We start from the raw sequence: 22,358 nt of genomic DNA on the forward strand, positions 1-22,358 counted from the left end.
TTCTTCATGGCTTTACGCCGCGCCCATGCCTGAGCGCGGCCCGCGTGCTTCAAATACAGGTAACGCCAGCTCGCGAACTGTTAACTATTCACTGTTAACTGTTCACTACTTTTTATAGCGCCGAACCTCAAGCACCCCCTTGAGCTGATCCATCTTGGCCAGCACCTTGCCCAGGTTGCCCAGGGAGGCGATCTCCAGGGTGAGGAGCATGGTGGCGGTGTTGTCATCCTGATGGGATTGGGTGTGGACCGCGGTGACATTGACCTTTTCGTTGGCCAGCACCGCGATCACATCCTTGAGCAGCCCCTGCCGGTCCCAGGCGCGCAGGAAGATGTCCACCGGGTAGGTAATCCGGTCCGCTTCCCCCCAGGTCACCTCGATAACCCGGTTGGGGTCTTCGCTCTGCATGGCCAACAGTTTTTCACAGTCCGCGCGGTGTACCGTCACGCCACGCCCCTGGGTAATGAAGCCCATGACCAGATCACCGGGGACCGGCTGGCAGCAGCCCGCCATGTGGGTCAGCAGGTTCCCTACCCCCTGGATGGTAACATCACCACTCTGGGTCGCCTTGGGACGGGACGGCACAAAGTCCAGCTCTTGCTGGCTGTGATCCGGCTGCAGGGACTGCACCTGATTGACCACATGGCCGGGGCGCAGATCGCCGGCCCCCAGGGCTGCCAATACGTCGTCGCCGGCTTTCAGATTAAGGTGGGGCGCCAGCTCATCCAGGTCCACCTTGTCCAACGCCAGCCGGGACATCTCTTTTTCGAGAATGGCACGCCCCTGGGTAATATGGACATCACGATCCTGTTTCTTGAACCACTGCTGTATACGGGCGCGGGCCGAGGATGTGGCCACATAGCCCAGTGACGGCGTCAGCCAGTCACGGCTGGGCCCCCCTTCCCTGGCGGTGAGAATGGAAACCTGCTCGCCGGTGTTCAAGGTGTAGTTGAGCGGCACGATCTGGCCGTTCACCTTGGCACCCCGGCAACGATGCCCTACCTCGGTATGGATGTGGTAAGCGAAATCCACCGGCGTAGCACCGGATTCCAGATCCACCACATGGCCTTCCGGGGTGAACACATAGACACGCTCGCTGGCCATGCCATGACGCAGCTCGTCCACCATGGCATCGGGGCTGTCTTCGCCCAGCTCTTCGTGCCACTCCAGTACCTGGCGCAACCAGGCAATGCGCTGTTCGTAATCGCTGACGCCACCCTTGCCTTTCTTGGCCCCTTCCTTGTAGCGCCAATGGGCACAGACACCCAGCTCCGCTTCTTCGTGCATGTCGAAGGTACGGATCTGCACTTCCAACATCTTGCGCTCAGGCCCCACCACCGCAGTGTGCAGGCTCTGGTAGCCATTGCCCTTGGGGCTGGCAATATAGTCGTCGAATTCCTTGGGGACGTGTTTCCACAGGGAATGAACAATCCCCAACACGGCGTAGCAATCCCGGACCTCGGGCACCAGAATGCGCACGGCCCTCACATCATAGACTTCGCCGAAGTCCAGATGCTTTTTCTGCATTTTCCGCCAAATGCTGTAAATGTGCTTGGCCCGACCGTGCACTTCCGCACCCGGGATACCGTTCTTGTCCAGATAACCACGCAGCTGCTCAAGTACATCCTGAATGTACTGCTCGCGATCCAGCCGTTTTTCATCCAGCAACTTGGCGATCTTCTTGTAGGCACCGGGCTGCAGGTACCGGAACGACAGATCTTCCAGTTCCCACTTCAGCTGCCCCACCCCCAGACGGTGTGCCAGTGGCGCATAGATATCGAAGATTTCCTGGGCGACCTTGCGCTGGCGCTCCGGCTCGGCCTCTTTGACTGCACGGATGATAACGGTTCGTTCCGCCAGCTTGACCAGGGCCACGCGCACGTCGTCCACCATGGCCACCAGCATCTTGCGCATGTTGTCCAGCTGGCCATCCTGCTGGCCCAGCACCGCCTTGCGGGTGGGGTTAAGCGAAGTGCTGATGGCCGCCATGCGCAATACGCCCTCAATCAGGCGCGCCAGCTCCGGGCCGAACTCCTTCTCCGCTTCGACCAGGGACATCTGCCCCTCACGCACCGTCCGGTAGAGGATCGCCGCGGGCAGTACATCCGTATCGGCGCCCAGGTCCACCAGCACTTCGGCCATTTCCAGACCGATATCCAGGCAGCCCTTGCCGTAGGGCCAGTGCCGGCCTGCCGCTTCGCCTGCCAGCTGACATTGCTCGGCCCGCTCACAGGCCTGCTCCAGCTGTTCAAGGTTACGCAGCGGCGCACGGGCTTCCAGCTGGGCCAGCCAGTCACGCCAATGACTGGCGGCGCCTTCAGGCTGTCGACGAACAGTTACCATTAGAGTTCCTCACGCAGCACGCAGCACGCTTCACGCACCACGCAACATGCGGAGGTTCTTTTCCCGTGTTGCGTGAAGCGTGCTGCTTGTTGCTATCTTTTTTCAAACAACGCGATGGATTCCACATGAGTGGTGTGCGGGAACATGTCCATCACGCCCGCTGCCTTGAGACGGTATCCCAGGGCAGTCAGTTCCCCGGCATCCCGAGCGAGTGTGGCCGGATTGCAGGAAACGTAAACAATTTTCTTTGCACCAAACCTGGGCATGAGCTTCACCATCTCCAGCGCGCCGGTGCGCGGTGGATCGATGAGAATACGATCATACTCCTTTGTCGCCCACGCCTGACCATGCACATCCTGGCTCAAGTCCCAGGCGTGAAACTCCAGGTTATTCAAGCCGTTACGCTCAGCGTTCTCGTAACCACGCTTGACCATGGACTGACTCACTTCCACACCCACCACCTTGGCCGCCCGTTTTGCCGCCGGGATGGTGAAGTTGCCCAGGCCACAGAACAGATCCAGCACCGTGTGCTCCGGCGCTATGTCCAGCAAATCCAGTGCCAAGGGCACCATCTTGCGGTTGATCTCGGCGTTCACCTGGGTGAAATCCGTGGGGTGGAAAGCCAGCTCCACGTCCGCTGAGGGATGACGATAGTAAAGCCGTTCTTCATGCTCGGCGCCGGTCAGTTCCGGCCAGATGCGATGCACCGTGCTTTCGTTGCCCGGCTGCAGGTAAAGATGCCAACCGAGAGGCTGGCAGAACGCCAGCAGGGCCTGCTGATCGTCTTCGGGCAGTGGATCCAGATGACGAATAATCAACGCCACAATGTCATCGCCCGCCGCCAGTTCGATCTGGGGAATACGGCTACGGCTCTTGAGGCTGTGCATCAGTGCCCGCAACTCATCCAAACGGTGTCCCACCTGGGGTACCAGCACCTCACAGCCATGCAGCTGGGCGATAAAGCTGTTGCGCTTCTCGCGGAAGCCCACCAGGGTTTCCTCCTTGGCCTCCACATATTTCACCCCCATACGCGCCTTGCTGCGGTAACCGGTTACTGGCCCGGTCAAGGGTTCCAGCCACTGCTCCGGGGCCAGCCCGCCGAAATGTTCCAGCTGCTCACGCAGCACCGCTTCCTTGCGCGCGATCTGCACCTCGGGGCTCATGTGCTGCAAACTGCACCCGCCACACAGGTTGCTGTGTTCACAGGGCGGCGTGACCCGGTCCGGCGATGCCTTGACGATCTCTACCGCCTTGCCCTCGTCGAACTTCCTGCGCATGTAGGTGAACTTGAACATCACCTCTTCGCCAGGCAGGGCGTTGTCGATAAAGGTGGTCTTGCCATCCCGGCGGGCAATACCCCGACCATCGTGACTCAGGGATTCAATGCTGGCGGGTTCCGGTGTCTCCGGAAGCGGCTTGCGTTTACGTGCCATGGTTTCTCAATCGGTGGGATTCATGAACCCCAGGACGTCATCACCGACGTCCTGCAGAGTATCGGATTGGTTTCGCTGTTAACTGTTCACTGATAACTGTTAACTGCCTTTTTGCCAGGACTCAAGGAAAGACTGGAAATGCGGCAGGCCCTCTTCCGCCAGGTAGTCCTTGAGCAGGGTCAGTTCCTGCTCATAGCCCACCGGGTCCAGGTCTCCGCGCATCAGTTGGAAGCGCAGATAGACCAGCCAGGTGTTCAACACATCGGTTTCGCAGTAATCACGAATGCCTTTGATGTCCCCGTCCTGGAAGGCATCAAACACCTTGGCACCACTCATGCCCATCTTGCCGGGAAAGCCCAGCAGGGTGGCGATCTGATCCAGCGGTGCATTGGCACGGCCATTGTACATGGCCAGCACATCCATCAGGTCAAGATGGCGCTGATGGTAGCGGCTGAGGTAGTTGTTCCATTTGAAACTGGAATCTTCGTTGCCGGTGTCCCAGTAACGGCGTGCCTGCACACCGTGCTTTAGCGCGCGGTAATGCAGTACAGGCAAATCAAAGCCGCCCCCATTCCAGCTCACCAGATTGGGGGTGAAGCGCTCGATGCCATCGAAGAAGCGCTCGATCAATTCCTTTTCCGAGCTGTCCTCATCGCCCAGCGACCATACCTTGATCCCCTGCGTGGAACGCAGCACCACAGAAATGGCCACGATGCGATGCAGGTGCAGACGCAGGAACTCGGTACCGTTCTCCTGGCGACGCAAATTGAGCAGCGCACTGGCGGTGTCCTTGTCGTTCAGGCCGTCCAGATCATAGATCTTGCGACCGCCATCCAGATCCGGAATGGTTTCAATATCAAATACCAGTACGTTCATCCCTGCTCCTCATTTGCCTGAAATACCCCGGTGGACAGGTAGCGGTCACCGCGATCACAGATAATCGCAACAATCACCGCATTTTCCAGCTGCTCACTCAGGCGCAAAGCACCGGCCACCGCGCCTCCAGACGAGACTCCGCAGCTGATGCCCTCTTCCCGGGCCAGGCGACGCATGGTCTGCTCCGCCAGTGCCTGATCCATATCCATCACCTGATCCACACGGCGATCATCATAAATGGACGGCAGGTACTCCTTTGGCCAGCGACGTATGCCGGGAATGGCAGAGCCCTCGGTGGGCTGGAGACCCACGATCTGGATATCCGGATTCTGTTCCTTCAGATACATGCTGCAGCCCATGATGGTGCCTGTGGTCCCCATGGAGCTGACAAAGTGGGTGATACCACCCGCGGTGTCGCGCCAGATCTCCGGCCCAGTGCTTTCATAGTGAGCCAACGGGTTATCCGGGTTGGCGAACTGGTCCAGCACCCGGCCTTCACCGCGGGCCTGCATGGCCTGGGCCAGATCCCGGGCCCCTTCCATGCCCTCTTCCTTGCTCACGGAAATGAGCTCCGCGCCATAGGCCGCCATGGCATCTCGACGCTCCTGGCTCTGATTGGCCGGCATGATCAATTTCATGCGATACCCGCGCATGGCGGCGGCCATGGCCAGGGCAATACCGGTATTGCCGCTGGTCGCTTCGATCAGGGTGTCACCCGGTTTGATCTCACCGCGGGCTTCCGCCTTGAGAATCATGTTCAGGGCAGGACGGTCCTTCACCGACCCCGCCGGATTATTCCCTTCCAGCTTTACCAGAAGGGTATTGGTGGTATCGCCCGGCATCCGCTGCAGGCGCACCAGGGGCGTGTTGCCCACGGTCTGTTCGATGGTTTTCAGATTCATGGCGCGAATTGTACCTAATTCCGGGAGCCTTGGGCGGCAACATGACAAATGAAACCTGGCCGGGTTGCCGACACCATGGCAGCGCCGGCATTCTCGGGCATAATGACAGGAAACAACAGTGATCACTCACAACCTTTACCCGGGGATTCATGGCAAACCGTAGTCTGCACTCTCGTCTGATGGTCATGGCGGTTCTTCCCGCCATGCTGGCAGCACTGCTGGTGGGCGGCTATGCGCTGATCAGTCACCTGCTGAACGTCCAGGAGAGTAACGCCGAGCGGCAACAGCTGATGACCGAGAGCTTCGCGGCTCAGCTGCAGAGCATACGCCCCAACGATACGCAGACCCAACGGGCGCTGCTGCGTGCGCTGCTTGAAGAAGACGATGTGCGCGCCGCCAATCTGGAGTTTTTCGATGGCCGTCCCCAGCAACATGCCGGCCCACGACTGCTCCCCACAGACAATGCCCGTCGGGACGCCAACGGCCGACTTGATACCGGTGAGAGCTGGCACATCAGCCGCGACATAAACCCGGGCAACCCGGCCACCCTGACCATTGAATTCACCCGCCAGGGCCAGTACGTCGCCATTCTGGAAAGCGTTGTCACCCTGATATTGATCATGCTCGCGGTGGTCATCGTGGCCATGATCCCGGCCCTGCGCTTTGGCCGGCAGTTGACTCTGCCCATCAACGACATGGTCTCGGCAGTCCAGCGTATCCGGGACGGCGACCTGTCCATGACCCTGCATTCCCACGCCAGAGGCGAACTGGCAGACCTGGAAACAGCCCTGCGCCAGATGGTGTCTGCCCTGGCAGACGCCCAGACCGAACTGCAACAGAACGTGGACCAGGCCACCCAGGACCTGCGCGAGACCCTGGAAACCATCGATATCCAGAACATCGAACTGGACATGGCCCGCAAGGAAGCGCTCAAGGCCAGTCAGATCAAGTCGGAATTCCTGGCCAACATGAGTCACGAAATTCGCACCCCGCTCAACGGCATCCTTGGCTTTACCAAGCTGCTGGGGCGCTCTGACATGACCCCGCGCCAGCAGGATTACCTCAACACCATCCACAAGAGCGCAGATTCCCTGCTGGCTATCATCAACGACATTCTCGACTTCTCGAAGATTGAGGCCGGCAAATTGTCCCTTGAGCACAGCCCGCTCAACCTGCACGACCTGATTGAAGATGTGCAGACCATGCTGGCGCCCATGGCGCAGGAGCGAGGCCTGGAGCAGGCGGCCATCATTTATTCCGATGTGCCCTTGAACCTGCTGGGTGATCCCCAGCGCATTCGTCAGGTACTGACCAACCTGATCAACAACGCCATCAAGTTCACCGAAAAGGGGTCCGTAGTCGTACGCGCCATGCTGGAAGAGAACCGTGGTGCGGAAGCAGTGATCAAGATGACGGTCACCGATACGGGCAGTGGCCTCAGACCGGAACAGCAGAAGACCCTGTTCAGTGCCTTTACCCAGGCAGATCAAAGCGCCCGGCGCCATGAAGGTGGCACGGGACTGGGCCTGGCCATCAGCAAGCGGCTGGTGGAAGGCATGGGCGGCGAGATCGGCATCGAGAGCAGCGAGGGGAAAGGGTCCACCTTCTGGTTCACCCTGCGGGCCGAGCGAGATCCCAGACAGCGCCCCTCCATGTTCACCGAGGAGCTCAAACACAAGACCGTCACCCTGGTGGAAACCGACGAGTATGGACGCCTGGGTCTCTACCACATGCTCAGCCACTGGCAGATGGAAATCCGCGAATACCACAGCCTTCAACACCTCATGGAAGCCGCGGACCAGGGCGAACTGCCACAGAGTGATTTTATGGTGGTGGGCGTGCCCAACCTGGATATCAGCCAGCAATTGCAGCAACAGGTCGACGATCTGGCTGCCCTGGGGCGGCCCATGCTGGTACTCAGCAACAACCCGGAAACGGTGTCGCGCTGGCTGGAAGACCTCCCTCACTGTCAGGTGCAGGGCAAACCGGCCACCCGCCAACGGCTGCTCAATGCCCTGTTGGCGCTGGGAGGCGATGAAGGCAGCGACTACCCGGCAACAAACCCCACCCTGCAACTCGAGTACCCGGTCTCTGTGATGGTTGTCGATGATCACCCCGGCAACCTGAAGCTGGCCCGGGTGTTCCTGGAAGAATTGGGAGCGGAAGTCACCGCTTGTGACAGTGGTAGCGCCGCGCTGGAAGCGTTCCGGGAAGAAGACTTTGACCTGGTCTTCATGGACATCCAGATGCCGGGTATGGACGGCAAGACCACCACGGCCGAAATGCGGACAATGGAAAACGGTAGCAAGCACACCCCCATCGTGGCCCTCACCGCCCATGCCCTTGAGAACGAACGCCGGGATCTGCTGGATAGTGGTCTGGACGACTATCTGAGCAAACCCATTAATGAAAAGCAGCTACGCCATACACTGGAAAAATGGGTACTCAAGACAACCCGGGACGACCTGATCCAGCAACAGGAAGAACCGGAGCCCCACAATCTGGAGGTATTTGATGCAGCCCTGGCCCGCCGCCGTGCCGGCGGCCGTGAAAACCTGGCCAATGAAATGCTGACCATGCTGCTGGAAAGCCTGGAGACGGACCGGCCAGCCATTTCGGCCGCGTTTGACCTGGGTGACGATGACACCTTGCTGGAAAAGGTGCACAAGCTCCATGGCGCCACCCGCTACTGCGGAACCCCCCGCCTGGAACAGGCCGCCAAAGCGCTTGAGGAGTCGCTGAAAACCGGCCAGGCCCGAGAAGACTTTGCTCCCCTGGTCGCCACGCTGTGCGATGAAATCTGTGCTCTGGAGCATTACTGCCAGGCTCCGGACGTGGCCGGCTAGAGGAACTCCCTTGCGCATAGACCAGCTGCACCGGCTCGATTAAACTCGCCCTCCATGCGCGACGATACCCGTGATTTCCTCGACCTGTTTCTCAACGACATCCCGCTGATGGATGTTCGCGCGCCCGTGGAGTTCCACAAGGGCGCCTTCCCCCACGCCACCAATCTGGCCCTGATCAACGATGACGAACGTCATCAAATTGGCATCTGCTACAAACAGCACGGCCAACAGGCCGCTATCGACCTGGGCAACCAGCTGGTCAGCGGCGCAGAACGGGAAGCGCGCATGCAGGCCTGGCAGGCCTGGTGGCAGGCCAACCCGCACGGCTATCTGTATTGTTTTCGTGGCGGGCTGCGCAGCCAGACCACCCAGGCCTGGTTGCGCGAGGCGGGGATCGATGCGCCGTTGGTGACCGGTGGCTACAAGGCCATGCGCAGCTTCCTGCTGGAACAGCTGGAACAGTGCATCGCCACCCTGCCGTTCGAGATTCTTTGCGGCCGTACCGGTTGTGCCAAGACCCGTGTGATTGAATCACAGCCCCATGCCGTGGATCTTGAGGGGCTGGCCCACCATCGCGGTTCGGCATTCGGTCGTCGCCCGGGGGGCCAGCCCAGCCAGATCGATTTCGAAAATGCCCTGGCCATCGCCCTCATCAAGATGCGTCATCAGCAGTATCCATGGGTGCTGCTGGAAGACGAGAGCAAGCTCATTGGCCGTTGCCACCTGCCATTTTCCCTGCAGGACAAAATCAAGTCCCGCCCCCGCATCATCATCAATGAGACGCTGGCGTCCCGGGTGGAGGTAACCCTCGAAGATTATGTGGCCGGTCCACTGGAGGAATACCGGCAACACTTTGGGGACGAGGAAGCCCTTCAGCGGCTGGGTGAAGAATTGCTGTCGGCCATGGATCGAATCAAACGACGACTGGGCGGGCTCCGTCACCAGCAGCTGCGCCAACAACTGCAGGAAGCGCTGGCGGTTCAGGCAATCAACGGCGAAACCGAGCTGCATCGCGAGTGGATCCATTCCCTGCTGGCGGATTATTACGACCCCATGTACGACTACATGCTGTCGAAACGCGAAGGCGAGGTGCTTTTCGAGGGCGGTCGGGATGAAGTCAGCGCCTTTCTCAACGAGCGCACAGCCACTAGCTGAAAGACGGTTTTCTACCGAGGTCACAGAGATCACGGAGGGCAAGGTCCGATGGTGCTGCAGGGCCGTGCCCGCGCCTGAGTTATCGGCGCGTCTGAGGGCGGAGAGGCCACCTCCAAATTTCGGCTCGCGTTGTAGCTTGAAGCTTGTAGCTTGCGCTCCTCCGCCAGCAGGCTGCCTCCTGCGGCAAGGGATAATCACCGGCATACCGGCCCTGCCATACTCCTTACAGCCGCACATGGCTAGGCCTGCAGCGCCAGCACGGTTGCCTGCTGGCCCGACCCATCAGTCACGCTGGTCAATGTGACTCCCCCCCCCGGCTTCATAATCGACGGCAATCGTTTAAAAACAACAGGGACTACACCCCATGGCTAAAGATGCAGTAGGTTACGCGCTCACCGCGCTGAACCGGCTCGCCAGCTCCGAAGTGCTGGACAAGATGGGCATGCGCAAAAGCGTTGAGCGCCTTGCCTATACACTCACCAAGAGCGGCTTCCAGGTGATCACCACCACCGCACGTACCTTCAAGTCCAGCAAACCCGGCAACAAGCCCGAGCGTCTCAATGCTCCCGGTCACACCCGTGACCTGTTTGACCTGGGCATTACTGACGAACAACAGATGATTCGCGAGAGCATGCAGGCCTTTGCCCGTGACATTCTTCGCGAGAAGGCCGAGCACGCCGATGCCGAACAGAAAACCGCTGACGAAGTACTGGCACAGGCTCAAGAGCTGGGTCTGAACTTCTTCGCTGTGCCGGAATCCCTGGGCGGTGCCGCCAGTGAGCGCTCTACCGTCACTTCCATGCTGATCGCCGAGGATCTGGCCCACGGCGACATGGGCCAGGCGGTGGCCATTCTGGCTCCCATGAGCGTGGCCAATGCCCTCACCCAATGGGGCAGCGCCCTGCAACAGGACAAATACCTGAGCACCTTCGCGGAAGAAAACCCGCCCAAGGCCACCATTGCCGTCAGCGAACCTCGCCCGCTGTTTGATCCCATGTCCTTGCAGACCACCGCCCGCAAGGACGGCGACAGCTACGTGCTCAATGGCGAGAAATCCCTGGTTCCCCTTGCCGGCGAAGCCGAACTGTTTCTGGTGGCGGCCCAGGTCGAAGACGGCCCCGCCGTGTTCATCATTGAAGGCGGCAGCGAAGGGCTGACCGTGGGCGACGATCCCTCCATGGGCATTCGCGCCAGCGCCCAGCGTCCGCTGACACTGGATAACGTCCGGGTGGCGGCGGAAAACCGTCTGGGCAACGGCGATTTTGATTATCGCGCTTTTGTCGACCTGGGCACCCTGGCCTGGTGTTCACTGGCCATTGGTACCTGTCAGGCGGTACTGGACTATGTGGGGCCGTACTGTAACGAGCGCACGGCGTTTGGTGAGCCCATCAGCCACCGCCAGGCCGTGGCCTTCATGATCGCCGATATGGCCATCGAACTGGATGCCATGCGCATGCTCACCTACCGCGCCGTATGCCGCGCGGAACAGGGCAAATCCTTCCAGCGTGAAGCTCACCTGGCACGCACCCTGGTAAAGGACAAAGCCATGAAGATCGGCACCGACGGCGTACAACTGCTCGGCGGCCACGGCTTTACCCATGAGTACCCGGTCGAGCGTTGGTATCGGGATCTGCGTGCCATCGCTGTCGCCTTTGGCGGCCTGCACCTGTAAGGAGGGTTCAGACAATGAATATCGAGATTCCCAAGAAGTTCAAACCCCTGATCAACAATGCTTATCAGGTGGCGCAAAGCACCCTCCGCCCGCTGTCCCGCAAGTACGACCGCGGCGAGCACGAGTACCCGAAAGAACTGGACATGCTGGCGTCCGTACTGGATGGCTTCAACGAGGGTGACCCGGCCAATTCTGCCGGTGCCGCTACCACCGGTAGCGGCAAGGTTCAGGACGACGGCAGCGTCAAGAATGGTTCCAATATGGGCGTTTGCCTGGGCGCCATGGAAATGTGCTACGGCGACACCGGCTTCCTGCTGGCCATGCCCCGCCAGGGCCTGGGTAACGCCGCCATTGCCGCCGTGGCCAATGACGAACAGCTGGAACGCTTCAAGGGCAAGTGGGCCGCCATGGCCATCACCGAGCCCAGCTGTGGTTCTGACTCCGCCGCCATCCGCACCACCGCCAAAAAGGATGGGGATCACTACGTCCTTAATGGCGAAAAGATCTATGTCACCTCCGGCCAGCGTGCCGACTGCGTGGTGGTGTGGGCCAGCCTGGATCCGAAGCTGGGCCGTGCTGCCATCAAGTCCTTCGTGGTGGACTGGGGCACGCCTGGCATGGAACTGGCTCGGCTGGAAAAGAAACTGGGCATCCGCGCCTCAGATACCGCCGCGATCAACTTTAATGACTGTCGCGTCCCTGCGGAGAATCTGCTCGGCAGCCCGGAAATCGACACCAAGAAAGGGTTTGCCGGGGTGATGGAAACCTTCGACAACACCCGCCCGCTGGTGGCAGCCATGGCCATTGGTTGTGCCAAGGCCTCCCTGGAGCGTATCAAGGAGTTGCTCAAGGACCACATTCAGTACGACTACAGCAAGCCCGTAGACAACTGCTCGGCCATGGAAGCGGAAATCTACAAGATGGAAGCGGAGTGGGAAGCCGCCTACTGGCTGGCGGTGAAAGCCGCCTGGATGGCCGATAACAAGAAAGCCAACACCCTGGAGGCCTCCATCTCCAAGGCCAAAGCCGGCCGGGTGGGCAATGCGATCACCCTGCGCTGTGTGGAACTGGCAGGTACCTTGGGCTATACCGAAGACGAACTGCTGGAAAAGTGGGCCCGTGACTCGAAGATTCTCGATATCTTCGAGGGTACCCAACAGATTCAGCAGCTGGTCATTGCTCGCCGGGTGCTGGGACTGAGTTCCAAAGAGCTGAAGTAACCTCACCCCGCCGTCACGGCCTCGCCCCATGGGCGTGGGCGTGGCGGCAACCCACTGAAAACCAATAAAAAACCAATCTCTGCTTTGTCATACTCCCTCCCCCTGTACCGGCTATCCGAAAAACCCTCCGGCTGACCTTGTGAAGTAGGTGACCGCACAGTCAGATGTTATTTTGCTACCGTATAGCAAATGGATTTTGTCCGATCATGGAACTGAACGATATTTGCGCATGACACTGCATAATAACGAACAACAACAACAAAAAAGCGCAGCCCCAGCCGACTCGAGTGCCCCTGACGCTCCGGCCAGTGCGGCTGAGAAGGCAGAACTCGCCCGTCTCAACAGCCTGCTGAATGAGCGCCTGCGTGAACCCAGAGGCATGCAGCGCGCCTTCCCCGAACCCCTGGAGCGCCTTTACCGCAGTAACCACCTGGCACTGACCCTCAACCAGCAGAAGACATTCTGGCCTTGGGTGGTCGCCACCGTCGGCATGTTCTGTGTGTTCGGCGTGATCATGGCCCAGAACCAGCAGGGGGTCATTTATCCCCTGAATGCGGTGATCTCGCTGGCTGTGCTGGCACCGGTTATCGCCATCAAGGTCAAGGCGCTGTCACGCCACGTGCTGTTTATCAACGGCCTCGCCGCCTCTGTAACCCTGCTGGCCTTTCAAATTGCCAGCGTGGTGTTGCCTGATGCTGCTCGGCAAAAAAGCGTGTCGGAATACGCCATCATCTTTATCACCATTGCTGCCTTTACCATCGCCCGTTTACCGCTGCGCCACGCGGTGATCTGGGTCACCCTGAGCCTGTTGCTGTCCCGCCTGATTGCCCTTGCCCTGGGCGTGGATCTGGAACTGGATCGCCTGCTCTATTTTGGGGGGGGCTCCATCACCTTTGGCTACCTGCTGGGGTTCATCCAGTACGCCCGGGAAAGAACCGTGTTCGCGCAGGAATATCTGCTGGAAGAGGAAAAACGCCAGCTCAGACAGCTTTCCAGCGAACTGGCGCAGCTCTCTCGCAGCGACCAGCTCACCGGCCTGCCCAACCGGCGCTACTTCGATGAAATGCTGGAAATGCAGTGGCAGAAAGCCCTGCGCGAAGGCAGCGATGTGAATCTGATGTTCATGGACATTGATGACTTCAAACTCTACAACGACCACTACGGCCACCAGGCCGGGGATGACTGCCTGCTTCAGGTCGCCAGGGCCCTGGGCGGCCAGGTACTGCGCTCCTCAGACTTTGTGGCCCGCTATGGCGGGGAGGAATTCGTCGCCCTGTTCCACCATACCAATCGGCAAGGCCTGGAGAAGATTGCCCAGCGCCTGATTCAGTCGGTGGACGAACTGGCGCTGCCCCACGAGAAAAGCCGTTGCAGTGACTGCGTGACACTTTCAATCGGTATTGCCAGCTTGCGCCCCGGTGCCGACAACGGCCCGCAGACCCTGATCAAGCTGGCCGATGAAGCGCTCTACGAAGCAAAAAGACAAGGGCGGCATCGCTATCTATTCAGCGACACCGCACAAGCCAACTGAACAATGATTCATCGCCTGGCCGCGGCAAGGGGCGATGAGAAGAAGGCTCCGGCCTTGATCGAGCGCAGAGGTCGACTGACGCCTGACATCAGAATGACAACATTGGTTTACAACGTTCGCTTGTGCCTCACTCAGCGGTTACAGGGATCACAGACAAACTGAGCGCGCTCTTTTTCAGCATCAGGCATCCGGCGTCGAACATCCGCCGAAGAAAGGCTTTCTCACCAGGCAGGAAAACCAAAGGGCGCTGTTATCCCACTGCTGTCCCACCGTTTCCTGAAGGTCCTGAGGGAGCGGAGACGCTTTCTCTTGTGGGAGCTCTCTGTGCTCGTCAGGGTATGCTTGCAAGCGAATTGCCGTTTCCGCACCAACATTCGCCTGCAAGCAGGCTCCCACGAGACAGGCATCTGCGAGCGTCAAACTGTGGGACAGCAGTGGCCGTTACCCCTCAATTCCGCGATGAACCAAAATTTCAACGCAACGCAAAACCTGCAAACAGCACCAGGAAGCCACCGACTTCCGCCACGATGAGCAACAGCATGAAGACCAGCATGGTCGCTCCGGGGACATGAACCCTGCCCAGCTTATGGGGAGACTGTAGCTGATTGCGCGTGTCCCGCAGCCAGCCATGCAGAATATAGCTACCCACCGCCAACGCAAAAAACACTACGCTGGCCAGCACGGCGGCGGTATTCACCGCATTGCTCCAGGCACTCAGCATCGCAAACCGCTCCAGCACCAGGCAGGCAAAGGCATACATCAGGCTGGCCCTGTGGGCCACATCCACATAATAGTGCGCGCGGGATTTTTCACTCTGCGCGATCTGCCAGTATTTCCACACCCCGGTTAACAAGCCGGTGAGGAAAAACAGGCCACAGGCCCAAAGGGCCAACTCTGATGCCAGCATTCAGCCTCCTTAAAGCTCGAAAAATGCCGCCAGCCGAGCCTGCATGGCAGGCTCCGCATGGCAATAACGTCGTCTACCCGCTCGTTCAACGCGGATCAGGCCCGCCTCGGCCAACTCACGGACATGGTGAGACACGGTAGGCGCACCTATATTCAAGCGCTTCATGAAATCACCAAACGCACAACCTGCCGGCACATCCTCCAGATCCGCCTTTCCATGTTCACGACAATGCGACACGATCACCTGATAAATGCGTAACCGGTTAGCGTTGGAAAGCGCCCGAAATGCACCCGCCAGCTGTTCTGCTGTTTGTGTGTCCTTCTGTGCCAAAACGGTAACTCCCCGCCACATTAGTTTGACGGGTATAAAACTAATGGATAGTTTGACCAACATCAAACTAAACAGCCCAGCTAACATTGTACCGGGAGGCCCCGTGAGCTACGCAGATACCCTGAACCAATCCCTGGCGCTGCCGTGCGGCGTGAGTATTCCCAATCGTTTTGGCAAGTCCGCCATGAGCGAAGCCCTTGGCACCATCGACAACCACGTCACCCCCGCTCTGGAAACGCTGTACGGGCGCTGGTCCGATGGCGGCACCGGGCTGCTGATCACCGGCAACATCATGATTGATCGCAACCATACCGGTGAGCCCAACAACGTGGTGCTGGAAAATGAAAACGACCTGCCCCTGCTGCAGCGCTGGGCCGAAGCCGGCAAACGCCAGAACAATCAGATCTGGGTACAGCTCAACCATCCCGGTAAACAGATCCCGCGCATGCTTGCCAGCGGTGACACCCTGGCTCCTTCCGCTGTGCCTTTTGGCAAAGAGCTGAAAAGTGCCTTTAAAACACCACGGGCGCTGACCGAGGAAGAAATCCGCGACATCATTAAACGTTTTGCCACCAGTGCGGCCATTGCCAAAAAAGCTGGCTTTACCGGTGTTCAAATCCATGGCGCCCATGGTTATCTGGTCAGCCAGTTCCTGTCCGGTCACCACAACCAGCGTGACGACCAGTGGGGCGGCTCGCTGGAAAACCGCATGCGCTTCCCGCTGGAAATCTACCGCGCCATTCGTAAAGCCGTGGGCGAGGATTACCCGGTCAGCATCAAGCTCAACTCCGCCGACTTCCAGCGCGGTGGCTTTACCGAAGAAGAATCCATGACAGTGGCTCAGACACTGGCTGAGGAAGGCCTGGATCTGCTGGAAATTTCCGGGGGCAACTATGAAAACCCGGCCATGGCGGGTGCCAAGGGCGTACGTGACAGCACCGCTGCTCGAGAGGCCTACTTTCTGGACTATGCCCACAAGATCCGCGAGCGGGTCTCCATCCCGCTGATGGTCACCGGAGGCTTCCGCTCCGCCAAAGCCATGGCGGAAGCGGTAGACAGCGGCGCCACAGACATCGCCGGCATCGCTCGCCCTCTGGCCGTGGAACCGGACCTGCCAAAACGCATTCTGGCCGGACAGGACGGCGTGGTCAGCCGCGTGACTCCGCGTAAAACCGGCATCAAGGCCATTGATGAAATGGCCATGATGGAAGTGTCCTGGTTCTCCCGTCAGCTGCACCGCATGGGCAAGGGGCAGGAGCCCAAACCGGACGAGAGCGTGTTGCTGTCGCTGTTCAAGGTGATTACCAGCATGGGGCTTGGCAGTTTTCGGACGCGGCGGATGCGGGCAAACACCTAACAGCAGTTAATAGTTAACAGTGAATAGTTAATAGCGAAACAAGAAAGCCCCGCATCGCGGGGCTTTTGATTTTCCTTGTAGCTTGCGGCTTGAAGCTTGTAGCTGTTTATTAAAGCTTCGCTGCGACTTCCGCACCTTGGCGGATGGCGCGTTTGGCATCCAGTTCAGCCGCCAGTTCGGCACCACCAATCAGGTGGAAGTTATCCTTGCCTTCCTGATACAGCTCCTTCAGGGATTCCTGACCGGCACAGAGGATCACATTGTCCACGTCCAGTACCCGGGTCTCCTCACCGATCTTGATGTGCAAACCGGCATCGTCGATTTTCTCGTAGCTGCAGCCCGCCAGCATGTCCACGTTGCGGGCTTTGAGGGTGGCGCGGTGTACCCAGCCGGAGGTCTTGCCGAGATCTTTGCCCAGGGAAGTGGTTTTTCGTTGCAACAGGGTCAATTGGCGAATCGGTTTCTCCACGTCGGTTTCAACCAAACCACCCCGGGCATCGCTGTCCATGTCCACGCCCCATTCCTTCATCCACTCTGGCAGAGGTTGTTCGCCATCACGGGGGGCCTCGGCCAGAAATTCACAGACATCGAAGCCAATGCCGCCAGCGCCGATAACCGCCACTTTCTTGCCCACTTCCGCGTTACCGCGCAGTACATCCACGTAGGACAGCACCTTGGGGTGGTCCACCCCGGGAATGCCCGGGGTACGCGGCGTCACGCCCGTGGCGATGACGATTTCATCAAATCCCTGTTTTTCCAGGTCGGCTACTTCCACACGGGTATTCAGCTTGAGCGTCACGCCGGTGCTCTCAATGCGCTTGGTGAAGTAACGGATGGTGTTATGGAACTCTTCCTTGCCGGGGATCACCTTGGCCATATTGAACTGACCACCGATTTCACCGGCCTGATCAAACAGTGTCACGTCGTGACCACGCTCTGCCGCCACCGTGGCACAGGACAGGCCTGCCGGACCGGCCCCAACCACGGCCACCTTTTTCGGTTTGGCGGTTTTCAGGTACAGCAATTCAGTTTCGTGACAGGCACGAGGGTTCACCAGGCAAGAGGCTCGCTTGAGCTGGAACGTATGATCCAGACAAGCCTGGTTGCAGGCGATGCAGGTGTTGATTTCATCCGCTCGGCCTTCTGCGGCCTTATTGACGAACTCCGCATCCGCCAGCATCGGGCGGGCCATGGATACCGCATCCGCATCGCCATCGGTCAGGATGCTCTCGGCCACATCCGGGTCATTGATCCGGTTGGATGCCACCACAGGAATGGACACCACATCCTTCACCTGGCGCGTCGCCTTTACAAAGGCTGCGCGGGGCACCGATGTCACGATGGTGGGTACCCGTGCTTCGTGCCAGCCGATACCGGAATTGAGGATATCCACACCCGCTTCTTCCAGCTCCCGGGCCAGATCCAGCACTTCTTCCTTGGTACAGCCGTCCGGCACCAGATCAATCACGGACAGGCGGAACATGACGATGAAGTCCGCACCACAGCGATTCCGGATTTCGCGCACGATCTCCAGCGGGAAACGACGGCGATTTTCAGCGCTGCCGCCATATTTGTCCTTGCGCTTGTTGGTACAGGGCGCCGTGAACTGGTTAATCAGGTAACCCTCGGACCCCATGATTTCCACACCGTCATAGCCTGCCTGTTTGGCCAACCACGCGGTGTGGGCGAAATCCTTGACGGTCTTTTCCACTTCTTTGGTGCTCAACGCCTTCGGCTTGAAGGGGTTGATGGGGCTTTTCAGGGCCGACGCCGAGCGGGAAAAGGGGTGGTAGCTATATCGGCCCGCATGGAGGATCTGCAAGGCGATCTTGCCCCCCTCCTGGTGAACGGCGTCAGTCACCTTGCGGTGGTTACGGATATCCAGCCGACGGTTGAAGAGGCTGGCGAAGGGATAAAACCAGCCCTGTTTGTTGGGGTTGAAGCCACCAGTCACCATCAAGCCAACCCCGCCACGGGCACGCTCGGCAAAATACGCGGCCAGCTTGGGAAACTGCCAGAAGCGGTCTTCCAGGCCGGTGTGCATGGAACCCATGATCACGCGGTTCTTCAGTTCGGTCTGGCCCACTTTCAGGGGGGAAAGCAGTTGCGGATAGTGCTTGGCTGTCATGGCGGTGTCTCCGGGGGTTCACCAATGATGGCTGAATTGTATCTGGACAGCGTCAAGTTAAGGGGTTATGTTGACGGTGTCAAGATGGTTTAGAGTGACGCAGCATGCATCACGCTGCACGCAACACGCGAAAGGCTTGAAAAGACAGGACACGCATGGCACAGGGCTTGAAAAGACAGGACACGCATGGCACAGAGCGCCCGTTATCATCATGGAGACCTGCACGACACCCTGCTGCAGGAGGCTAATACCCTGCTCAATGAGCAAGGGGTGGAAGGGTTGTCCCTGCGCAAACTGGCGGAGCGGGCCGGCGTGTCCCGTACTGCCCCTTACCACCATTTCCGCGACAAGAACGCCCTGCTCTGTGCTCTGGCCACCCGTGCCTTCGCCCAGCTGGACGAACTTATCGAGCGCCAGCTGGAAACCGCTGGCAACTCCCCCGATATTCAGGCTTTCGTCATTGAATACCTGCGGTTTGCCACCGAGAACCCGGAACAGTACGAACTAATGTTCGGGCGCACCCTGTGGAAAAGCGGTGAACCCACCCCGGAACTGAAAGAAGTGGCTTACCGCAGCTTCCGGCGCTATGCAGAAGGGCTTGGCGGCTTGCTGAAAGACCGCCTCCCCACCGGGACCGATCCCCTTCGGGTGGCCCAGGCCAGCTGGGCGACCATCCATGGCCTGTGCCGCCTGACCATTGATGGTATCTATGTGAATCAGGAAGACATGGAGGCGGTCAGCCAGCAGGCGGTAGCGCTGATCATGGCGGCGCTGAGTTAAGGAGCCTCTGAATAACTCCTTGCATGCTCAGTCTTTCAGGCTGGCCCACACCCTCGGCAAAGGTAAAGAGGGGCGCACTTTTGAAGGCATGCTGGTTGCCTGTCGAGGCTCACACCTTCAAGAACAGGCAACAACGAGTGTGGGTCAGCCTGGAAGACCCTACGTACCCTGACGGGCATAAAGGCGCGGCCCGGAGCGCCCATCTGCTGCGCCTTTCCTCTCGGAAAGGGAACCACCCTGACCACCGAGACAAGACACAACAGCTGAGCGCTCCAGGTCACGCTGAGTACGCAAGGAGTTATTCAGAGGCTCCTTAACACTGATCGCATCAGGCATCTGCCGTCAGGCGTCCATCATCCTTTTCACTGCCTCAAGCGACTGATACACCGCCATTAACGCCCCTGTGAGTGGTCTGGTCATGTCCTCCCCCCGAGGTTGCCGATAGCCTGATAAAAATTCATCGCAGTATGAGGTGAGAGGGGCTGGCTGAGCATGTTGCTGTCCGAACGCAACCAACCCAACCGAAGCCCGACGCCGGAAGCCTGATGCCTGACGCAAAAGGCGTTATCCGCTCCATCTCGCAAGAAGCACAACAACAAGGATGCCGCCATGAAATCGATCCCCACGTTCTGTCGTGTCTGCGAACCGTCCTGCGCACTGGTAGCACAGGTGGAAGAAGGTCAGGTGAAACGGCTGCAACCGGATCGTGATCATCCGGTCACCCAGGGCTTTGCCTGCCACAAGGGGGTCAACTATCTGGCTATCCATCAGGATCCGGATCGCCTCAATACCCCGTTGATGCGTCAGGGCTCACGGCAACCCGGCGAAGGGCAATGGCAGCCACAGGACTGGGATAGCGCCACTGCCGACGTGGCCGGCGCCCTCAAGCAGATTCTTGAGGCACACGGTCCTGACGCCATTGCGGGCTACATCGGCAACCCCACTGCCTTCAATGCCCTGGGCAGTCAGGCCATTGGCGAATTTTTCATGAGTCTGGGCAGCCGCCGGCTGTTCAACTCCGGCACCCAGGACTGCGCCAACAAGTTCGCCGCCGGTGAAGCGGTGTTCGGCACCAGCACCCTGCACCCGCTGCCGGATTTTGATCACACCGATTGTGTGCTGATCTTTGGTGAGAACCCGAAAGTCTCACACATGAGCTTTATCTCCATCGCCGATCCCATGGCCAAGATCCGGGCCGCCTGCCAGCGCGGCGCCAGCGTCTATTACATCAATCCCCGCAAGATCGAATCTGCCAGCCCCAAAACCGGCGAAGTAATCCAGATTCTGCCGGATACCGACCTCTACCTGATGGCGGCCCTGCTTCACGAGATCGATGCACTGGGCCGCTTTGATGAAGACGTGCTGCGCGAGCATGGCAAGCATGTGCAGGAGCTGCGGGACTTTATCGCGCCCTACTCCGCCGACGCCGTCGCCGACATCGTGGGCCTGCCTGCTGAGCAGATTCGCGCCCTGGCCGCTGAATTCAGTGGCGCCGAGCGTGCCGCAGTGCACATGTCCACCGGGGTCAACATGGGGCGCCATGGCACCCTCTGTTACTGGCTGCTGCAGATGCTCAGCTTTGTTACCGGCAATCTGGACAAGGAAGGCGGCAACTTCTACAGCGAAGGCTTCTACCCCGCGGCCAAGGCCGGCCGGGTACGCAGTGATGAGGTGTTCTGCTCCAGCGCCTACGGCGAGCTACGCCATATCCGTGGCGCCCTGCCCGGCAATTTGCTGCCGGACCTGATTCTCGATGACGACAACCCGATTCGCGCGCTGGTGGTGATTGCCGGCAATCCACTGCTCAGCGTGGGTGGCGAAGCGCGCTGGCGGGAAGCACTGGAAAAACTGGATCTGCTGGTAGTCATCGATCTGTTCCGCAACGCCACCGGCGAGTATGCCCATTACCTGCTGCCCTCGGCAGACATGCTGGAACGGCCCGACATCAACATCTGTGGCCTGGGCATGCAATACCAGCCCTACGTGCAGTACACCGATGCGGTGGTGCCGCCCGCCGAGGAGCGCAAGGAAGAATGGTGGATTCTGTCGCGCCTGTTACAGCAGATGGGCATGCCCGCCTCCCTGCTGGATCAACCGGGCAATCCGTTTGGCCGCCTGGAACACATGATGTCCCGCCATGATCTCAACGTGGAAAAGCTCAAGGCCTCACCCTCCGGAACTGCCGTGCTGGACACCCAATCCATCGGCCGCTTCTACGACGACTTCCTGCAGACCGATGACAAGCGCGTGGACTGCTGCCCGCCCCTGTTTGCGGAGGCCATGGCGCTGGCCAACGCACAGTTCGAGGAACTGAAACAGGATGCCCCCACTTTCCGGCTGATCAATCTGCGCACCAACTACATGCACAACAGCTGGTACCAGAACGTACCGAAACTGAAACGCGGCAAGCATGATCACAACCCGCTGCACATGAGCCCCGAAGACATGGCTGCACTGGGTCTGGAAGATGGCGACAGCCTGACGGTCAGCAATGAGTACGGTGAAGTACAGGCACAAGCGCGGTCCGATGACAGCCTGCGCCCGGGCGTTGTGGCCATGACGCACGGCTGGGGTAACAAGAAGACCCCGGGCATGACCGTGGCCAACCGCTACCCGGGCGTGAACATCAATGCTTTGCTGCCCAACGGGCCCGGCAGTTTCGAGAAGCTCAGTAACCAGGCCTTCATGAGTGGCGTACCGGTGAATATCAGCGCCTGATGCCTGATGCCTGATGTAAAAAGTCCCGCCCGGTAACCCGGGCGGGCTTTCTGGCATCGGTAAAACCCTCGCTATACCCCGCTGTAGGAGCGCATCTTGAGGAGCGAACCGAGCGACAGCGAGGCAATCGCTCCTCCTCCCCGCCCCGCTGTCAGAATGA

The 22,358-nt window shown here is 59.4% G+C and carries 15 protein-coding genes; 8 read left to right on the forward strand and 7 right to left on the reverse strand.

Going from position 1 to position 22,358, the window contains the following annotated elements:
* Positions 1 to 105 precede the first annotated feature (105 nt).
* The 4 genes from relA to cysM all read right to left on the reverse strand — a co-directional run bounded on the left by relA (position 106) and on the right by cysM (position 5,554).
* Positions 106 to 2,343: a GTP diphosphokinase gene (gene relA / locus HF945_RS10180; protein WP_290522501.1), complete on the reverse strand. Its 2,238-nt coding sequence runs from the start codon at positions 2,341 to 2,343 to the stop codon at positions 106 to 108.
* A gap of 92 nt (positions 2,344 to 2,435) precedes the next feature.
* On the reverse strand, positions 2,436 to 3,776 hold the full coding sequence (gene rlmD, locus HF945_RS10185) for a 23S rRNA (uracil(1939)-C(5))-methyltransferase RlmD (protein WP_290522502.1): 1,341 nt from the start codon (positions 3,774 to 3,776) through the stop codon (positions 2,436 to 2,438).
* A gap of 99 nt (positions 3,777 to 3,875) precedes the next feature.
* Complete coding sequence (locus HF945_RS10190; protein ID WP_290522503.1) at positions 3,876 to 4,652, reverse strand: 3'-5' exonuclease; 777 nt, start codon at positions 4,650 to 4,652, stop codon at positions 3,876 to 3,878.
* On the reverse strand, positions 4,649 to 5,554 hold the full coding sequence (cysM, locus tag HF945_RS10195) for a cysteine synthase CysM (RefSeq protein ID WP_290522504.1): 906 nt from the start codon (positions 5,552 to 5,554) through the stop codon (positions 4,649 to 4,651). Before cysM ends, HF945_RS10190 begins: the two co-directional genes overlap by 4 nt.
* Positions 5,555 to 5,703: 149 nt before the next feature.
* Between cysM and HF945_RS10200 the strand changes: the two genes are divergently transcribed.
* The 5 genes from HF945_RS10200 (at position 5,704) to HF945_RS10220 (ending at position 13,978) form a co-directional block, all read left to right on the forward strand.
* Positions 5,704 to 8,400 (forward strand): response regulator, encoded by a 2,697-nt coding sequence (locus HF945_RS10200; protein WP_290522505.1) that lies wholly within the window; start codon positions 5,704 to 5,706, stop codon positions 8,398 to 8,400.
* Positions 8,401 to 8,454: 54 nt separating this feature from the next.
* Positions 8,455 to 9,555, forward strand: a complete 1,101-nt coding sequence (mnmH, locus tag HF945_RS10205) for a tRNA 2-selenouridine(34) synthase MnmH (protein WP_290522506.1) — start codon at positions 8,455 to 8,457, stop codon at positions 9,553 to 9,555.
* Positions 9,556 to 9,919: 364 nt separating this feature from the next.
* Positions 9,920 to 11,227: an acyl-CoA dehydrogenase family protein gene (locus HF945_RS10210; RefSeq protein WP_290522507.1), complete on the forward strand. Its 1,308-nt coding sequence runs from the start codon at positions 9,920 to 9,922 to the stop codon at positions 11,225 to 11,227.
* A gap of 14 nt (positions 11,228 to 11,241) precedes the next feature.
* Positions 11,242 to 12,447: an acyl-CoA dehydrogenase family protein gene (locus HF945_RS10215; protein WP_290522508.1), complete on the forward strand. Its 1,206-nt coding sequence runs from the start codon at positions 11,242 to 11,244 to the stop codon at positions 12,445 to 12,447.
* A gap of 229 nt (positions 12,448 to 12,676) precedes the next feature.
* Positions 12,677 to 13,978, forward strand: a complete 1,302-nt coding sequence (locus HF945_RS10220; RefSeq protein WP_290522509.1) for a GGDEF domain-containing protein — start codon at positions 12,677 to 12,679, stop codon at positions 13,976 to 13,978.
* A 472-nt stretch (positions 13,979 to 14,450) separates the two neighbouring features.
* On the opposite strand, the gene HF945_RS10225 is transcribed toward HF945_RS10220, so the two are convergent.
* Positions 14,451 to 14,885, reverse strand: a complete 435-nt coding sequence (locus HF945_RS10225) for a hypothetical protein (protein ID WP_290522510.1) — start codon at positions 14,883 to 14,885, stop codon at positions 14,451 to 14,453.
* 9 nt (positions 14,886 to 14,894) lie between these two features.
* A complete protein-coding gene (locus HF945_RS10230) occupies positions 14,895 to 15,215 on the reverse strand; it encodes a winged helix-turn-helix domain-containing protein (RefSeq protein WP_290522511.1) in 321 nt (106 codons plus the stop codon).
* Positions 15,216 to 15,318: 103 nt separating this feature from the next.
* On the opposite strand from HF945_RS10230, the gene HF945_RS10235 reads away from it, so the two are divergent.
* Entirely contained in the window at positions 15,319 to 16,572 is a 1,254-nt protein-coding gene (locus tag HF945_RS10235) for an NADH:flavin oxidoreductase/NADH oxidase family protein (RefSeq protein ID WP_290522512.1), read from the forward strand.
* 109 nt (positions 16,573 to 16,681) lie between these two features.
* Here HF945_RS10235 and HF945_RS10240 read toward each other — a convergent pair whose 3' ends face one another.
* The gene (locus HF945_RS10240; protein WP_290522513.1) at positions 16,682 to 18,700 is read right to left on the reverse strand and encodes an NADPH-dependent 2,4-dienoyl-CoA reductase; all 2,019 of its coding nucleotides are present in this window, start codon (positions 18,698 to 18,700) and stop codon (positions 16,682 to 16,684) included.
* A gap of 186 nt (positions 18,701 to 18,886) precedes the next feature.
* Between HF945_RS10240 and HF945_RS10245 the strand changes: the two genes are divergently transcribed.
* Together HF945_RS10245 and HF945_RS10250 are read left to right on the forward strand one after the other, a co-directional pair.
* Positions 18,887 to 19,480 carry a TetR/AcrR family transcriptional regulator gene (locus tag HF945_RS10245; RefSeq protein ID WP_290522514.1) on the forward strand — a complete coding sequence of 198 codons (594 nt, stop codon included), beginning with the start codon at positions 18,887 to 18,889 and terminating at the stop codon, positions 19,478 to 19,480.
* Positions 19,481 to 20,089: 609 nt separating this feature from the next.
* Entirely contained in the window at positions 20,090 to 22,198 is a 2,109-nt protein-coding gene (locus tag HF945_RS10250) for a molybdopterin-dependent oxidoreductase (protein WP_290522515.1), read from the forward strand.
* The last annotated feature ends 160 nt before the right edge of the window (positions 22,199 to 22,358 follow it).

This window comes from Alcanivorax sp., from assembly GCF_017794965.1.
GTDB lineage: Bacteria > Pseudomonadota > Gammaproteobacteria > Pseudomonadales > Alcanivoracaceae > Alcanivorax.

What these genes read in the sequence shown, in the direction of transcription:
- rlmD (WP_290522502.1), bottom strand. Translation starts at nt 3,776, where the DNA reads ATGGCACGTAAACGCAAGCCGCTTCCGGAGACACCGGAACCCGCCAGC.
- cysM (WP_290522504.1), bottom strand. Translation starts at nt 5,554, where the DNA reads ATGAATCTGAAAACCATCGAACAGACCGTGGGCAACACGCCCCTGGTG.
- HF945_RS10225 (WP_290522510.1), bottom strand. Translation starts at nt 14,885, where the DNA reads ATGCTGGCATCAGAGTTGGCCCTTTGGGCCTGTGGCCTGTTTTTCCTC.
- HF945_RS10245 (WP_290522514.1), top strand. Translation starts at nt 18,887, where the DNA reads ATGGCACAGAGCGCCCGTTATCATCATGGAGACCTGCACGACACCCTG.
- HF945_RS10190 (WP_290522503.1), bottom strand. Translation starts at nt 4,652, where the DNA reads ATGAACGTACTGGTATTTGATATTGAAACCATTCCGGATCTGGATGGC.
- HF945_RS10240 (WP_290522513.1), bottom strand. Translation starts at nt 18,700, where the DNA reads ATGACAGCCAAGCACTATCCGCAACTGCTTTCCCCCCTGAAAGTGGGC.
- HF945_RS10250 (WP_290522515.1), top strand. Translation starts at nt 20,090, where the DNA reads ATGAAATCGATCCCCACGTTCTGTCGTGTCTGCGAACCGTCCTGCGCA.
- HF945_RS10220 (WP_290522509.1), top strand. Translation starts at nt 12,677, where the DNA reads ATGACACTGCATAATAACGAACAACAACAACAAAAAAGCGCAGCCCCA.
- HF945_RS10210 (WP_290522507.1), top strand. Translation starts at nt 9,920, where the DNA reads ATGGCTAAAGATGCAGTAGGTTACGCGCTCACCGCGCTGAACCGGCTC.
- HF945_RS10200 (WP_290522505.1), top strand. Translation starts at nt 5,704, where the DNA reads ATGGCAAACCGTAGTCTGCACTCTCGTCTGATGGTCATGGCGGTTCTT.
- HF945_RS10215 (WP_290522508.1), top strand. Translation starts at nt 11,242, where the DNA reads ATGAATATCGAGATTCCCAAGAAGTTCAAACCCCTGATCAACAATGCT.
- mnmH (WP_290522506.1), top strand. Translation starts at nt 8,455, where the DNA reads ATGCGCGACGATACCCGTGATTTCCTCGACCTGTTTCTCAACGACATC.
- relA (WP_290522501.1), bottom strand. Translation starts at nt 2,343, where the DNA reads ATGGTAACTGTTCGTCGACAGCCTGAAGGCGCCGCCAGTCATTGGCGT.